This window comes from Iodidimonas muriae (assembly GCF_014647255.1).
GTDB lineage: Bacteria > Pseudomonadota > Alphaproteobacteria > Sphingomonadales > Rhodothalassiaceae > Iodidimonas > Iodidimonas muriae.
In genome coordinates this window covers 118,367-132,478 of the sequence record NZ_BMOV01000008.1, presented here as the reverse complement: position 1 = coordinate 132,478, position 14,112 = coordinate 118,367, and the positions used below count along the sequence as shown (strand labels likewise).

The window sequence follows — 14,112 nt, the reverse complement described above, 5'->3', positions numbered from 1 at the left end:
TAAAGAAAGGTTTATCCCATAATTTCCATTCCGAAACATTACAAGACCGCCCGACCTGCCAATAAGGAGGAGGCGTCTGTTATCGCCTTGAATGCTTTAACATTTATCTTGTCCGAAGACTCTTTGCGTCTCCGCTTTCTGGATCTGACCGGACTTGAAGGCGGTGATGTGCGCGACCGCATAGCGGACCCACGGTTTTTGGGTGCGGTTCTTGATTTCCTGATGGGGCACGAGCCAGACCTTTTGGCCTTCGCACAGGGGCAAAATCTGCCACCGGAATCCGCGGTCCATGCCCGCCATATTTTAATGGGCGGTGAGTAAAAAAACGCACGCATCGCGCTTTAATCGCCACCATCGATGGATTAGGCTTGAGCCCCATTTCTGCCTGTTGCAAACCTGTCTTTTATGACTCCGGCCCCAAAAGCGATCAAATGACCACACACGCCTCGCAAAACCCAAACAAACCAAGCCCGATCGAACGCCTTGCGCACGATCCCCATAAGCCTTTGATTATCTGCGATGCGGACGAGGTGCTTTTGGAATTTGCCAAACCGCTTGAAATCTGGCTGCGTGGCCGCGGGCTTTATCTGGAGCTGAAAAGTTTTGCCCTTGAAGGCAATATCCGCCGCATTGACGACAAAAGCCCTCTTTCCAAAGAAGAGGTTCGCATATTGGTCGATGATTTTCTTGACCATGTGGTGGATCGTGCCAAGCCCACAATGGGAGCAACATCAGCGGTCCGGCGCCTGCGGGAATCCTGTTCTATGGTGGTTTTGACCAACATTCCCCATCATTTGCGCCATCGCCGGCAACTGGCTATGAAAGCCGCCGGGATCGACCTTCCCGTCTTGTCCAATGTCGGTGAAAAAGGCCCCATGGTTGCCAAGCTGATCCACGATCACAAAGCCCCGGTGTTGTTTCTTGATGATATGCCCGGCCACCACAGCTCGGTGGCGAAATACGCCAATCACGCCCATCGCATCCATTTCGTTGCCGATATGCGTTTGGCCCGCATAATCGACCCCGCACTCGACAGCCATCACCGCATTGACCGTTGGGATGCCTGTGTTGATTATATCGAAACCCATCTCACTTTTAGCGGACAGTAAAATTCTATGACCATGCATATTGGTATCGACCTTGGCGGAACCAAAATCGAAATCGCCGCACTTTCCCCTGATGGCACAGAGCTGCTGCGTATGCGCAAGCCTGCCCCGTCGCGGGATTATGACCAGACGGTGCGCACCATTGCCGATCTGGTAGGGGAAGTGCAGCAAAAACTGGAACGCCCCGGCACTGTAGGCATCGGAACGCCCGGAACCGTTTCACGCCGTACGGGATTGATGAAAAACGCCTATGCAACAGCGCTCAATGACCGCCCGTTCAAAGCCGATATAGAAGCCATGCTGGGCCGTCCCATCAAGCTGGCCAATGACGGCAATTGCTTTGCGCTTTCCGAAGCCATTGATGGCGCGGGCAAGGATGCGGATGTGGTCTTTGGCGTGATTGTCGGAACCGGTTGCGGAGGCGGCCTTGTGGTCAATCGCCATGTTCTGGAAGGGGTCAATTCCATCGCCGGAGAATGGGGCCACAATCCCCTGCCCGCCCCCGATGACAGCGAGCGCGCGGGCTTTTCCCATTATGATGGCGGCGAAGGCACCATCGAAGCGTTTTTGTGCGGTGCCGGATTGGTGCATGATTATAAAAGGGTGTTTGGCGAAACGCTGACAGCGCCGGAAATCGCTGCCGCCGACACTCCCCAGAAAGAACAGACGATGGTGCGCTATGAACAGCGCATGGCAAAGGCTTTGGCCTCGGTGATCAATCTGGTGGACCCGCAGGTGATTGTCTTGGGTGGTGGGCTTTCCAATATCGAACGGTTATATGATAATGTCCCGAAATATTGGGGGGATTGGGTATTTTCCGATCATGTGGAAACCCAATTGAAACCCAATGTTCACGGCGATAGCTCCGGGGTGCGGGGTGCGGCATGGCTATGGGTGGAGTCATAAACAAGGCTCTATGCCGCGATTGCCATCACCGGTTTATCGCGGCAAGGCGGTGCCCCGATTGCGGCAGCCCCCGGCATATCCACCATCCAGAAATCGACAGTCTTGGGATTGCCCATGTGGATTGTGATGCGTTTTATGCGGCTGTGGAAAAACGCGACAATCCAAGCCTTGCAGACAAACCGCTGATCATTGGCGGTAACAGCGATCGCGGTGTGGTTTCCACCGCCTGCTATATTGCGCGTACCTATGGCGTTCATTCCGCCATGCCGATGGTTCAGGCACGTAAACTCTGCCCCCATGCGGTGATCTTGAAACCGGATATGGAGCGCTACCGCATTGCCAGCCGCGCCGTGCGTAATTTGATGGATGCGCTGACCCCTTTGGTGGAGCCTTTATCACTGGATGAAGCCTTTCTGGACCTGACCGGAACCGAAGCCCTGCACGGCCTGAGCCCTGCCGAACAACTGGCGCGCCTTGCCAGCGATGTTGAAAAAACCATAGGGATTTCCTTATCCGTAGGCCTTAGCCACAATAAATTTCTCGCTAAAATCGCCTCCGATCTTAAAAAACCGCGCGGCTTTTCCATCATTGGAAAGGCCGAAACGCTGGACTTTCTGGCCCGCCAGAAGGTGTCGTTGATTTGGGGAGTGGGCAAAGCCATGTGCGACCGGCTGCACAATGATGGCATCACCCATATCGGCCAATTACAACAGATGGAAGAAGCCGATTTGTTGCGGCGCTATAGCAGCTTTGGCGGAAAGCTTTGGCGGCTGGCACGGGGCATAGATGACCGCCAGATCGTTACCGGAACCGCCCCGAAAAGCGTCTCTGCGGAAACCACTTTCGAGCATGATATAGCCGACTATGAAACATTGGAAATCCACCTTTGGAAGCAATGTGAACGCTTGTCCAAAGCCTTGAAGAAAAAGGATCTGGCCGCAGGCACCGTCACCTTGAAACTGAAAACCGCGCAGCACCGGCAAATCACCCGGTCGCGTGCACTGTTCAGCCCCAGTCAATTGGCCGACCGCTTGTTTGAAATGGGTCAGGCCCTGTTAAAGCCGGAATGTCGAGACCAGATCCCCTATCGCCTATTGGGCATAACGGGCACCAATTTTACCCCGGCCCAAATGGGGGATACCCCCGATTTTTTGCAGCCGGAAAAAGATCGCCACGCCAAAGCCGAACGAACCATGGACCAGATCAATGCGCGCTTTGGCACCCAAATGGTCAAAAAAGGCCGCTCCGTTTAAAGCCCTAGCCCACAGGTTGCCTCGGCAAGCTTGGCCTTGCGCCCGGCAAAACTTTCCAAAGCACGGTTAATTTTTGGCAGTCTTTCAATATTTTGGCCATGGAAAGTGCAGAAATATTGAATTGGCATGAAAGCTGCTTTGTAAACCAAACAAGATGGACAGACTGCCGATTGAGGATATTCGATTATGAGCCACGCACTTATGGCAAATGTACAAATCGACAAAAACCCGGCCCCGATCACAGATCATCTGGCGGGTCAGATTGCCTCATCTCCCCTTGCCTCCAACCTGTTTCAAAAGCGGGTATTGGGCAAAGCGCAGCCGAAAGTTGACAGGAAAGCGAAAAGCCAGAATGTGGATTTGATTGCCGAATTCCTGACCTATGCGGCGGCCACCGAACAAAAACTGGCCGAACAGGAAGAACGCATCGCCTATCTGGAAGCCCTGTCCCACACTGATGAACTGACAAAGCTGGCCAATCGCCGCGCCTTTGAAATCGCGCTGGAGCAGGCCCTTGGCCATGCCAAGCGCTTCGATCAACACGGCATCATTGCGCTGTTTGATCTGGATGGTTTCAAGGAAATAAACGATCAGCACGGCCATGAAGCCGGTGATCTGGTGTTGAAAACCATCGCCAATTTGCTGGCCAGCAGCGTGCGCTCCATTGATTGCGCGGCGCGGCTCGGGGGCGATGAATTTGCGATTCTCTTAAGCCCATGCAAGCCATTGGGCGGCACCCGCGCCTTACAAAGGCTGCAACATGCCATCGAACAGCAATCCATCCCCTATAACGGGCACAGCCTGACAGTTGGTGCCAGCCTTGGTCTTCATGTCTTTGACCATAAAAGCACCCTGCGTGATCTGATTTTCCAAGCAGACCGGGCCATGTATCAAAACAAGCGCATGCGTAAACAACTGGCAAACAAAAGCCTGTGCCAAGCTGTTTGAAGCATTTGCTCCGCCGAGCCTGAAGCCGTTATCACATAAACAGGAAGACTCTGGCTCACCAGCCTTTTGCCTGTTAATCACTGCTCTGAACCTTCTTTCCGGATTAAAAGGGAGTGCTGTGATGACGATAGAAAAACGGCTTTTGGAACTGGGCATTGACCTGCCTACCCCCGCAAAGGCAGTTGCCAATTATGTGCCTTTCGTGGTGAGCGGCAATCTGGTCAGCATTTCCGGCCAATTGCCCATGACAAACGACGGACCAAAAAAAGGAAAAGTGGGCGTCGATCTGGATGTTGAAGAAGCCGAACAGGCCGCACGGCTGTGCGCCATCAATATCATCGCCCAACTGAAAGCCGCCTGCGGGGGCGATCTTGAGCGCGTCAAACGCATTGTGAAGCTGGGCGGATTCGTCAATTGCACCGACGGCTTCGATCAACAGCCACAAATCGTCAATGGTGCCTCGAATCTGATGGTTGAAGTGTTTGGCGATAAAGGCCGCCATTCCCGCTCGGCTGTGGGGGTGAATGCTCTCCCCTTGAATGTGCCTGTGGAAATTGACGCCTTGGTAGAAATCGACTGACCATCAAGCGATGAGCATGTCGGGCACATCTCTTAAACTGCATAGCCGTATCACGGACTTTGATGCGGCCCTTTGGGATGGCATGACGGATGGTCATCCCTTTTTGCGTCATGCTTTTTTAGCGTCCCTCGAAGAGACGGGATGTGTCCGCGCCGAAACCGGTTGGCTGCCCCGCCATCTGGGCCTTTATGACGAAAGCGGCGCAACGCTTTTGGGGGCCATGCCCTGTTATATAAAGGGACATTCATATGGCGAATATGTGTTTGACCATGCTTGGGCCGATGCATGGCAACGGGCTGGCGGGCACTATTATCCTAAATATCAAGTCTCCATTCCCTTCACCCCAGTCACCGCGCCCAAATTGCTTGTGGCAGCCGGACAGCCGGTTGAAAACATTCAGGCACATTTATTGGATGGCTTGGCCGCCCTTACCGATCAACAAGGGTTTTCCAGCGCCCATCTGACCTTTCTGCCGCAGGAACAGGCACAAAAGGCAGAAGCGCAGGGCTATTTGCTGCGCACGGACCAGCAGTTCCACTGGACCAATAATGGCTATGACAGCTTTGAAGACTTTTTGAAGGATCTGTCCTCAAGAAAGCGCAAGCAGATCCGCAAAGAACGCCGCGAAGCGCTGGCGGGCGGCATCCGCATCCAGATGGTAGAGGGCAAAGATATCACCGAAAGCCATTGGGATGTCTTTTACCGCTTTTATATGGATACCGGCAGCCGCAAATGGGGCACGCCCTATCTTGATCGGGCGTTTTTCTCTGCCATTGGCCAAAAGATGCCTGAACAGATTGTGCTGTTTTTTTGCCATAAGGCGGGCAATATCATTGCCGGTGCGCTGAATTTTCTAGGGCCGGAGCGGCTTTATGGCCGTTATTGGGGCTGTCTGGAAGATCACCCCTTTTTGCATTTTGAAACCTGTTATTATCAGGCCATCGACTATGCCATCGCCCATGGCTTGCAATTTGTGGAAGCCGGCGCCCAAGGCCCGCATAAGCTGGCACGGGGCTATACCCCCGTCAAAACATGGTCGGCCCATTGGATATCCGACCCCGGATTCCGCCAGGCCGTGGCGCGTTATCTTGAAACGGAACGCATGGATGTGGAGGAAACCGTCGCTTATCTGGGGGAGCACAGCCCGTTTAAAAAGGCGTGATATAAGCGCCTGATCGCTGGCAATTAAAGCTCTGCTTCAGAGGTCATACGGGTGATGGAGACGCCGATTTTTTCACCCACCATCATGATCTCGCCCCGCGCCACAAGCTCGCCATTGGCATAGATCCAGCATTCATCTTCATGCTTGGCATCCAGATCAATCACCGCCCCGCGGCCCATTTTCAGCAATTGCCGGATCGGCATTTCCGCCCGACCCAAAACCACCGATATATCCACTTGTACGCGTTTGACGGCACTCATCTTTGTGCTTGGCTCCATTTGTTTTCCCCACATTTGCAGGTCATGGTTTCTATTCCGTTAAGAGCGCCGCCAAGGCTTGCATCCCGCCCCCATTCAGGCGTATCGAAATGCCATGGAACAGACCAAAGTGAAAAGCCCCCAATCGATGGCTTCCACCAAAATCGAGTGGCGCACCGATACAGGCCTTGTGCCCTATCCGGATGCCTTGGCCGCCATGGAAGACCGCGTGGCCGCCATTCGGGCGGGCAGCGCCCCGGAACAGGTGTGGCTGCTAGAGCATCCACCGCTTTATACGGCAGGCACCAGCGCACGGGAGAGCGATCTTTTGGCCCCCAAACGCTTCCCTGTTTATCAAGCGGGGCGCGGTGGACAATATACCTATCACGGACCGGGGCAACGCATTGCCTATGTGATGCTGGACCTGAAACAACGCGGGGCCGATCTGCGGCGCTATATAAAAGATCTGGAACACTGGATCATTGACAGTCTGGCGGAATTTGGCGTTCAGGGCGATGTGCGCGAAGGCCGTGTTGGCGTGTGGGTTACCCGCCCCGACGGGCGGGAAGAAAAAATCGCCGCCATCGGGGTGCGCGTGCGACGCTGGGTCAGCTTTCACGGAATCTCGCTGAATGTGTCGCCTGATCTCACGCATTTTTCCGGTATCGTGCCCTGCGGCATCACGGAACACGGGGTTACATCCCTGCACGCGCTGGGGGTAAAAGCCAGCATGGAAGATGTAGATAACGCCCTTCAACACCACTTCCACCGGATCTTCCCGCCGATTTCTTGAAATATTCGCATCGGTGTGCCGCTTTCCCTTGAAAAACCTGCGCCAAATGGCCACACTCCGTCCCACGTTCCTGGGGGAGCTTCACGTTAGAAGCTGAGAGGCCGATAGCCGCAAATTTTGCGGCCGCACGGCGACCCTTCGAACCTGACCAGGTTCAAACCTGCGAAGGGAACGGACGGTTACGGGGCCGAAACAATATGCTTCAAGCATAGGTTTTGGCCAATACTGCCCGCATATGCTTCCCTGAGCGCCTGGTCCCCTCGTCGAACCAAGCAGCGATGCTGCGCCTTGTGACCTGGAGACTGAGCGATGCCCGATAGCCAAGCCCCGATTACGGTAACCACTGGCCCTTTGCCAGCCTCGCGCCGTGTGTATGTGGACGGCACCCTAAACGGTGTGCGCGTGCCTATGCGTGAAATCACGTTGCACCCCACCGCCAAAGAACCGCCGGTCATGGTGTATGACACCTCTGGCCCATTTACCGACCCCGACCAATCCATCGACATTGAAGCGGGCGTACCGCGCATCCGCGAGCCATGGATTCGCGCCCGCAAAGATGTGGAAGATTATCCCGGACGCGAAGTAAAACCCGAAGACAATGGCAATGTATCCGAACGCCATCTGGCGCGGGAATTTCCTAAAAAACACAGCCCCTTGCGCGCGCTTTCCGGCAAGCGCCCGACCCAGCTTGAATATGCCCGCGCGGGCATCATCACGGAAGAAATGGAATATATCGCCATCCGTGAAAATCTGGGCCGTTCCGAAACCATGCCAGCGGGCGACCGTGATAATGGCGAAGGCTTCGGTGCCCATATTCCCGATTTTATCACGCCGGAATTTGTGCGTTCGGAAGTGGCGGCAGGCCGTGCCATCATTCCCGCCAATATCAACCATCCAGAAGCCGAGCCGATGATCATCGGCCGCAATTTTCTGGTGAAAATCAACGCCAATATCGGCAATTCCGCCGTGTCGTCCTCTATCGCCGAGGAAGTGGACAAAATGGTATGGGCCATCCGCTGGGGTGCCGATACCATCATGGATCTGTCCACGGGCCGCAATATCCACAATACCCGCGAATGGATTATCCGCAATTCGCCGGTGCCGGTGGGAACGGTGCCCATCTATCAGGCTTTGGAAAAAGTCGGCGGCGTGGCAGAGGACCTGACATGGGAAATCTTCCGCGACACCCTGATCGAACAAGCCGAACAGGGCGTCGATTATTTTACCATCCATGCGGGCGTGCGGCTGCCCTATATTCCGCTCACGGCAAAGCGTGTCACCGGTATTGTATCGCGCGGTGGCTCGATCATGGCCAAATGGTGCCTGGCCCATCATAAGGAAAGCTTCCTTTACGAGCATTTCGAAGAGATTTGCGAGATCATGGCGGCTTATGATGTCTCTTTCTCATTGGGAGATGGTCTGCGCCCCGGCTCCATTGCCGATGCAAATGATGCTGCCCAATTCGCCGAACTGAAAACACTGGGCGAGCTGACGGAAGTGGCATGGAAACACGGCTGTCAGGTGATGGTGGAAGGCCCCGGCCATGTGCCGATGCACAAAATCAAAGAAAATATGGACAAGCAATTGGAGGCTTGCCACGGCGCACCTTTCTATACGCTTGGGCCGCTCACGACAGATATTGCACCGGGCTATGATCATATCACCTCCGGTATCGGGGCGGCGATGATCGGTTGGTTCGGCACCGCCATGCTGTGTTATGTGACCCCGAAAGAGCATCTGGGCTTGCCAAACCGCAATGATGTGAAAGAAGGCGTGATCACCTATAAGATCGCCGCCCATGCTGCCGATCTGGCAAAAGGCCATCCCACGGCCAAAGCCCGCGACGATGCCCTAAGCCGGGCACGCTTTGAATTCAGATGGGAAGATCAGTTCAATCTCAGCCTTGATCCCGAACGGGCGCGAGAATTCCACGATCAGACCCTGCCCAAAGAAGCGCATAAAACAGCGCATTTCTGTTCGATGTGCGGGCCGAAATTCTGTTCCATGGCCATTTCGCAAGAAATCCGCGATTTCGCCAAGCTGCAAAATGATAGCGGCGAAAGCATCAAAGATGCCCAGGCCGGAATGCAGGAAATGTCGGCCGAATTCAAAAAGAAAGGCTCTGAAATTTACCTTGAAACCAAGGGTTGATTTCAGCGCAGCATAAAACGGAGAAAACGAAAAACGGCAGGGAGCATCGCGCTTCCTGCCGTTTTTTCTTTCACTATCGCCGAATTTTGTGCTTATCGCTTTTGCACAAACTCGGCGCGCAGAACGAGGCCCTTGATGCCTTCATGGCGGCAATCGATTTCCTGATTGTCATCGGTCAGGCGGATGGATTTGATCACCGTTCCGCGCTTTAAGGTTTGGCCAGCGCCTTTTACCTTCAGATCCTTGATCAGGGTGACGCTATCGCCATCGGCCAGCACATTGCCCACGGCATCGCGCACTTCACGGGCCTTGGCGGCTTTTTCAGCAGCCTCTTCAGGGCTAAGCCATTCCCCCGTTGCTTCATCATAAACATAGGCGCCATCGCCCGCATCCGTCATGGCGGTTCCTTATCTGATTCTCACTATATCCAATGGTGAAGCCTTGGCTGTAACGCCCGCGCAGGCTTTGGTCAACACCCTCCGCCCATTGCGACAATGCGCGCACTCCAAACAGATGCAACCAACTACTGCCCATCGCCATCCACGAGATTTTCGACAGGATCGAAAGCTTTGAGCCACGTACCCAGCTTGCAATCAAAAAGTGCCCCCTTATCCTTGCCGATGGCCAGAATACCGCCGGTGATGAAGGTTACCTTGATGATTTCCGATTTGGCATCAAACACTTCCCAGCGCTGCCCGCCCCTGTTCCATGCGGCAACAGTGGTACGGGTTTGCAGATAAACGCAGGTGGCATCCGGCACTCCTGATCCGCTGGCCGGTGCGGCGGGCGCAGAGGAACAACAGCAGCACCATTTTGAAGATCCGCCGCCCCCATTGCCATTTCCGCCATTGCCATTTCCGCCACCATCATCATCGTCGTCGTCATCGTCCTTATCATCGGGCTCGTCGCAATCATTGCCGGGATGATTACCGCCGGGCTTTTTCTTACCATCCCGAAGCCGACGCGCTTCCTTCTCCAGATTGATCGCCTCGCGCCGTGCCTCTTCTTTTGCTCCTTCGGCAATCAAATCATCAAGCCGCGCGATTCGATCATCCACCTGCCCCAGATCGATATCGGGATTCAACTCCTGAGCGATCTCGATTTTTTTCTTGATGCGCTCCAGTTCTTTTTTTGTATCCTCCACCCGCTTCAAGCCACGTTTTCCCGCGCTCATGACCCTCTCCCATTGCCTGTGACAATCATCGAAAAACCCAATAAATTTATCGCATTACCACTTATTTCGCTATTTTTTTCTGTATAATATATTTGCCGCCATAAAATCTGACAGACAAAGCCGCATAGATTATTATTCGAACATTCAATGAATATTCTATCTTATCAACAGCTTGGGAGGGCAGGCATGCTCAACATCTATCTCACCTTCGATGGCAATGCGAAAGCAGCCTTCGACTTTTACAAATCCGTTTTCGGGGGGACTTTTCCGAATTTGCCACCTTTGAAGAGGCACCCGCCGATATGAATGTCCCGGACAGCTATAAAAATCGGGTGATGCATGTGTCTTTGGCCATTGGCGACAGCACCCTGATGGCCAGCGACCATGTTCCCGGCTGTGGTCCGGCTCTCGTTAAAGGCAATGATTTCGCCATTTCCATCACCGGCAAAAGCAAAGACCATTGCGACACGCTATTTGCAAAGCTGTCTAAGGGTGGTGAGGTGAAAATGCCGCTCGATGAAACCTTCTGGGGCGCTTATTTCGGCATGTGGACCGACCAATTCGGCATCAACTGGATGATCAATTACCAATTGCCGCAAGACTGACTTTATCTACACAAATAAACCTGCAAAAAGCCTCTCTCACCGTGCATCTCATCGTCCGGACAATGGATAGAGACTGTGCATGGCCCCTCGCCTTTCTGCTTTATTTGTGCCGCCCCATATCTGTGGGGGATTGCATGAAGGGGCCCTAGGCGGTTATAGAACCGGCAGGAACACCGCATCTCTGTGCGTGACAGTGGATCGGATTTTGGCGGAGACGAATGACTATGCAACATGCCCGAATTTATCGCCCTTCAAAATCAGCCATGACATCAGGCAAACGCAACACCCACAAATGGGTTTTGGAATTCGTCTCCACGACACCACAGGTCATTGACCCCCTGATGGGTTGGACAGGCACCAAAGATACCAAAAAGCAGATCAAGCTGCGCTTCCCCACCAAGGAAGAGGCACTGGCCTATGCCAAAAAATATGGTATTGCTGCCGAAATTCTGCCCGAGCACAGCAGAATGCGTATCATCAAGCCCTATGCGGATAATTTCAAATAAGCCGCGCTTTGGTCACGCCCCACAGGCCCCGTAGCTCAATTGGATAGAGCACCTGCCTTCTAAGCAGGTTGTTGCAGGTTCGAGTCCTGCCGGGGTCGCCAACTCCCCATCTTCTTGAATACGCGCTGCGTTAAACGCTTCAGGCTGCCTCGCACCTTATGGGAGTGGCGAGGCTACATGCGTCCGCGTCCACGCCAGCCAAGAACACCTGTCACAACCGCCAGCACAAGCGCGACGATCAAAATAATCACCGCAAAGTCTGCGGAAAGATCGGCGATGCCGCCAAAACCGAAAAATGCGGCCACCAACGCAATAAGAAGAAAGAAAATAGCCCAGCCGAACATATCTTGGTTCCTTTCTGATAGGGTGACCCAAGAGCTTTAAAATAAACTCTTGGGTAAAATGACTTAACTTGCGTCGTCCTCGATTTCCTCACCAACGGATTCAATATCCTCCCCCGCACCCTCGATAGTGTTGCATGCGGCTACACTCAGCCCACCCAGCACCGTCAAAACGGCAAGCATCCCAAAGCGGCGCACCATCTCGGTATAGGTCATTTTAAAGTCCTTATCCTGTTTCCACACCATATCTACGATTTTTATGTGTGATTAGTTCGCACTCAAAATCCATAATATTTCATTTTTTAATTTAGCCTTGACTCTAATTAGCTGATTATCTAATTAGATAGATATGAAAATAAACCACGTCCTCAAAGCCCTATCGCACCCAATCCGCAGAGCTATCATTGCTTATCTGCGCAATGGTTCCATGACAGCGGGTGCATTGGCCGAAAAATTCGATGTCTCTAAACCCACCATGTCGACCCATTTCGCCGCCCTGAAAGAGGCTGGGTTGATCACGGCGGAGCGCGACGGCGTGACGATCCATTATCGCCTGAACGCCACTGTGGCTGAAGAAGCCATTGGCATGCTGATGGGTTTGTTCGGAACCCAACATATGCCTTCAGTGCAAGAGCAGCCCCCTGCCCCCGAAGAAACGGAGAATGAGATATGAAACGCATCATAGGCCTTGCTGCGACCATCGTTGTTGTTGCCTTAATTCTAGGGCTGTGGCTAAGCACCGGCACAGGTGACAGCATTGCAGCCAAAAGCGCCGCCAAGTTGGGCCTTCCCCCTGCTTTCGGGCCTTATATTTTCCCGGTGTTCGGGGGCCTTTATCTGCTGCTTGTCAGCCTGTCGAAACTTGGTTGGCCACAAGGTGATGGCTTGTCCCGCGGGGTCAGCAAATCCCGTATGCCTATGGTGATGGGCTTATTGTTCGGGCCGCTGCTCGCCTTATTGCTGCAAACCTATTCAGGACTTCAGCAATTTGATCTGATTGATAAAAATGGCATGATGATGGGCCTTGCCATCCTTGATGTGCTGTTCTTTTTGTTCATGGGAAATTATATGACCACGGTGACATGGCAAAGCCGCATCGGCTTTCGCTCGCCATGGACCATGAAAAGCGAGCAGGTCTGGGTGAAATCTCACCGGATTTTGGGCCGTGGGCTGGTGGTCATGTCCTTTCTGGCCCTTGTTTTACTGGCCTTCATGGATCCAAAAACGGTGATCTTTGTCCATTTAGGAACGGTCATTGGATTGAAGCTGGTGGTCTATCTCAATTCCTATCATCTATGGCGCAAAGCGCGGCTGCAAAGCGCCTGATCTCTTTGACATAGAAGGATAAATCTCATGCTTAAGGCACCCAACGCCCGAACTATGTCTACACCGCACGGCTCAGCTGTTCTTGCCCTCATGTCTCTTTTTATCTTGAGCGCCATTGTTCTGGTTTATGGTTTTATCAATCCAGCGCCTGCCCAGGCCGAGGAGGCTCAAAGTACTGGAACACCCCCGATCTGGACGGTAAAAAACGCCGACACAATGCTTTATCTGGTAGGTACGGTTCAGCTTTTGCCGCCAGATCTAAGCTGGCGCTCTGCCACCTTTGATGATGCGCTAAGCACTGCTGACAGCCTGATTCTGGAAAGCGATCCAAGGCCAGAAGCCCGTAGCGACCTCCAAAAATTGATCCCCCAATTGGGCGTGCTGAGGGATGGCCGTACCCTGACTGACCTGTTGAGCGAAGAGCAGGCGGCGGCTGTTTATGACTTGGCCACAGAGCTTTCTATTCCCTTGCCCGCCATGAACCCATTGAAACCCTGGCTGGCCTCCATCCAGCTTGGCTCCATGGCAGCAATGAAGCGCGGTTACATGTCTCGACAAGGCGTGGCAGAAACACTCGTGGAAGCGGCGGGAAAAGCTGACACACCCCTGATATTTCTGGAACAGGCTAGCGATCAATTACATGTTCTGGCGGATCTGTCCGAGCCGCTTCAAATCGGCATGCTGATGCGCAGCGTGGAAGAAATCCGCAAAACCGAGTTCCAAAATGACAGGATCATCGACCTTTGGTCCAAAGGCGATATGGAAACCTTGGCGGACTACCTTCACGGCGAAAACGGTGTGTGGTCCGATGAAGCAGTATATCAGGCCATGGTGGTACAGCGGAATAGGGATTGGGCCAACCAGATCGACGCCGTCATGAAAAACCAGCAAGGGACGCCCCTTGTCGCCGTGGGAATTGGCCATCTGGTGGGGAAAGATGCCCTGCCCAAAATGCTTGCGAAAAAAGGATATCAGGTGCTGCGCATCGAATAAGGAAAACGAAT

General features: G+C 53.5%; 19 protein-coding genes, 1 tRNA gene and 1 riboswitch. Of the genes, 15 read left to right on the top strand and 5 right to left on the bottom strand.

The features are described 5' to 3' along the window. The first annotated feature begins 18 nt into the window (after nucleotides 1–18). The 7 genes from IEX96_RS11440 to IEX96_RS11410 all read left to right on the top strand — a co-directional run bounded on the left by IEX96_RS11440 (nucleotide 19) and on the right by IEX96_RS11410 (nucleotide 5,955). Complete coding sequence (locus tag IEX96_RS11440; RefSeq protein WP_150005644.1) at nucleotides 19–321, top strand: DUF3572 domain-containing protein; 303 nt, start codon at nucleotides 19–21, stop codon at nucleotides 319–321. Nucleotides 322–431: 110 nt separating this feature from the next. Next, the gene (locus IEX96_RS11435; RefSeq protein WP_188873953.1) at nucleotides 432–1,109 is read left to right on the top strand and encodes a hypothetical protein; all 678 of its coding nucleotides are present in this window, start codon (nucleotides 432–434) and stop codon (nucleotides 1,107–1,109) included. Between the two features lie 12 nt (nucleotides 1,110–1,121). Next, nucleotides 1,122–2,012, top strand: coding sequence for an ROK family protein (locus tag IEX96_RS11430; protein ID WP_188873966.1), 891 nt, complete (start codon nucleotides 1,122–1,124; stop codon nucleotides 2,010–2,012). After that, nucleotides 1,991–3,265 carry a DNA polymerase IV gene (locus IEX96_RS11425; RefSeq protein WP_150005641.1) on the top strand — a complete coding sequence of 425 codons (1,275 nt, stop codon included), beginning with the start codon at nucleotides 1,991–1,993 and terminating at the stop codon, nucleotides 3,263–3,265. Before IEX96_RS11430 ends, IEX96_RS11425 begins: the two co-directional genes overlap by 22 nt. 186 nt (nucleotides 3,266–3,451) lie before the next feature. Beyond that, nucleotides 3,452–4,213, top strand: a complete 762-nt coding sequence (locus tag IEX96_RS11420; RefSeq protein WP_150005640.1) for a GGDEF domain-containing protein — start codon at nucleotides 3,452–3,454, stop codon at nucleotides 4,211–4,213. Between the two features lie 121 nt (nucleotides 4,214–4,334). Further along, the gene (locus IEX96_RS11415; protein WP_188873952.1) at nucleotides 4,335–4,793 is read left to right on the top strand and encodes a RidA family protein; all 459 of its coding nucleotides are present in this window, start codon (nucleotides 4,335–4,337) and stop codon (nucleotides 4,791–4,793) included. A gap of 16 nt (nucleotides 4,794–4,809) precedes the next feature. After that, nucleotides 4,810–5,955 carry a GNAT family N-acetyltransferase gene (locus tag IEX96_RS11410; protein WP_229773701.1) on the top strand — a complete coding sequence of 382 codons (1,146 nt, stop codon included), beginning with the start codon at nucleotides 4,810–4,812 and terminating at the stop codon, nucleotides 5,953–5,955. Nucleotides 5,956–5,978: 23 nt separating this feature from the next. On the opposite strand, the gene IEX96_RS11405 is transcribed toward IEX96_RS11410, so the two are convergent. Next, complete coding sequence (locus IEX96_RS11405; protein WP_150000560.1) at nucleotides 5,979–6,215, bottom strand: FliM/FliN family flagellar motor switch protein; 237 nt, start codon at nucleotides 6,213–6,215, stop codon at nucleotides 5,979–5,981. A 112-nt stretch (nucleotides 6,216–6,327) separates the two neighbouring features. Between IEX96_RS11405 and lipB the strand changes: the two genes are divergently transcribed. Then, a complete protein-coding gene (gene lipB / locus IEX96_RS11400) occupies nucleotides 6,328–7,005 on the top strand; it encodes a lipoyl(octanoyl) transferase LipB (RefSeq protein WP_150005638.1) in 678 nt (225 codons plus the stop codon). Nucleotides 7,006–7,067: 62 nt separating this feature from the next. After that, nucleotides 7,068–7,193: riboswitch (TPP riboswitch) on the top strand. Nucleotides 7,194–7,314: 121 nt separating this feature from the next. Next, a complete protein-coding gene (thiC, locus tag IEX96_RS11395; protein WP_150005637.1) occupies nucleotides 7,315–9,156 on the top strand; it encodes a phosphomethylpyrimidine synthase ThiC in 1,842 nt (613 codons plus the stop codon). A gap of 92 nt (nucleotides 9,157–9,248) precedes the next feature. On the opposite strand, the gene IEX96_RS11390 is transcribed toward thiC, so the two are convergent. Both IEX96_RS11390 and IEX96_RS11385 read right to left on the bottom strand, forming a co-directional pair. Continuing rightward, nucleotides 9,249–9,554, bottom strand: a complete 306-nt coding sequence (locus IEX96_RS11390; RefSeq protein WP_150005636.1) for an alkylphosphonate utilization protein — start codon at nucleotides 9,552–9,554, stop codon at nucleotides 9,249–9,251. 125 nt (nucleotides 9,555–9,679) lie between these two features. Beyond that, entirely contained in the window at nucleotides 9,680–10,330 is a 651-nt protein-coding gene (locus IEX96_RS11385; RefSeq protein ID WP_150005635.1) for a hypothetical protein, read from the bottom strand. Between the two features lie 302 nt (nucleotides 10,331–10,632). Here IEX96_RS11385 and IEX96_RS11380 point away from each other — a divergent pair, with 302 nt between their 5' ends. From IEX96_RS11380 to IEX96_RS11370, 3 genes are all read left to right on the top strand, one after another. Then, nucleotides 10,633–10,935, top strand: coding sequence for a VOC family protein (locus IEX96_RS11380; RefSeq protein WP_229773700.1), 303 nt, complete (start codon nucleotides 10,633–10,635; stop codon nucleotides 10,933–10,935). A 218-nt stretch (nucleotides 10,936–11,153) separates the two neighbouring features. After that, nucleotides 11,154–11,441 carry an ETC complex I subunit gene (locus tag IEX96_RS11375; RefSeq protein WP_229773699.1) on the top strand — a complete coding sequence of 96 codons (288 nt, stop codon included), beginning with the start codon at nucleotides 11,154–11,156 and terminating at the stop codon, nucleotides 11,439–11,441. A gap of 24 nt (nucleotides 11,442–11,465) precedes the next feature. Next, a tRNA-Arg gene (locus IEX96_RS11370) sits at nucleotides 11,466–11,542 on the top strand. 72 nt (nucleotides 11,543–11,614) lie between these two features. On the opposite strand, the gene IEX96_RS11365 is transcribed toward IEX96_RS11370, so the two are convergent. Together IEX96_RS11365 and IEX96_RS11360 are read right to left on the bottom strand one after the other, a co-directional pair. Beyond that, complete coding sequence (locus tag IEX96_RS11365) at nucleotides 11,615–11,785, bottom strand: DUF1328 domain-containing protein (RefSeq protein ID WP_188873951.1); 171 nt, start codon at nucleotides 11,783–11,785, stop codon at nucleotides 11,615–11,617. 63 nt (nucleotides 11,786–11,848) lie between these two features. Next, nucleotides 11,849–11,998: an entericidin A/B family lipoprotein gene (locus IEX96_RS11360; protein WP_229773698.1), complete on the bottom strand. Its 150-nt coding sequence runs from the start codon at nucleotides 11,996–11,998 to the stop codon at nucleotides 11,849–11,851. 133 nt (nucleotides 11,999–12,131) lie between these two features. Here IEX96_RS11360 and IEX96_RS11355 point away from each other — a divergent pair, with 133 nt between their 5' ends. The 3 genes from IEX96_RS11355 (at nucleotide 12,132) to IEX96_RS11345 (ending at nucleotide 14,101) form a co-directional block, all read left to right on the top strand. Beyond that, nucleotides 12,132–12,455: a metalloregulator ArsR/SmtB family transcription factor gene (locus IEX96_RS11355; RefSeq protein ID WP_210432351.1), complete on the top strand. Its 324-nt coding sequence runs from the start codon at nucleotides 12,132–12,134 to the stop codon at nucleotides 12,453–12,455. Beyond that, nucleotides 12,452–13,108, top strand: coding sequence for an SdpI family protein (locus tag IEX96_RS11350; RefSeq protein WP_188873950.1), 657 nt, complete (start codon nucleotides 12,452–12,454; stop codon nucleotides 13,106–13,108). Before IEX96_RS11355 ends, IEX96_RS11350 begins: the two co-directional genes overlap by 4 nt. Before the next feature lie 90 nt (nucleotides 13,109–13,198). Further along, the gene (locus IEX96_RS11345; protein ID WP_188873949.1) at nucleotides 13,199–14,101 is read left to right on the top strand and encodes a TraB/GumN family protein; all 903 of its coding nucleotides are present in this window, start codon (nucleotides 13,199–13,201) and stop codon (nucleotides 14,099–14,101) included. The last annotated feature ends 11 nt before the right edge of the window (nucleotides 14,102–14,112 follow it).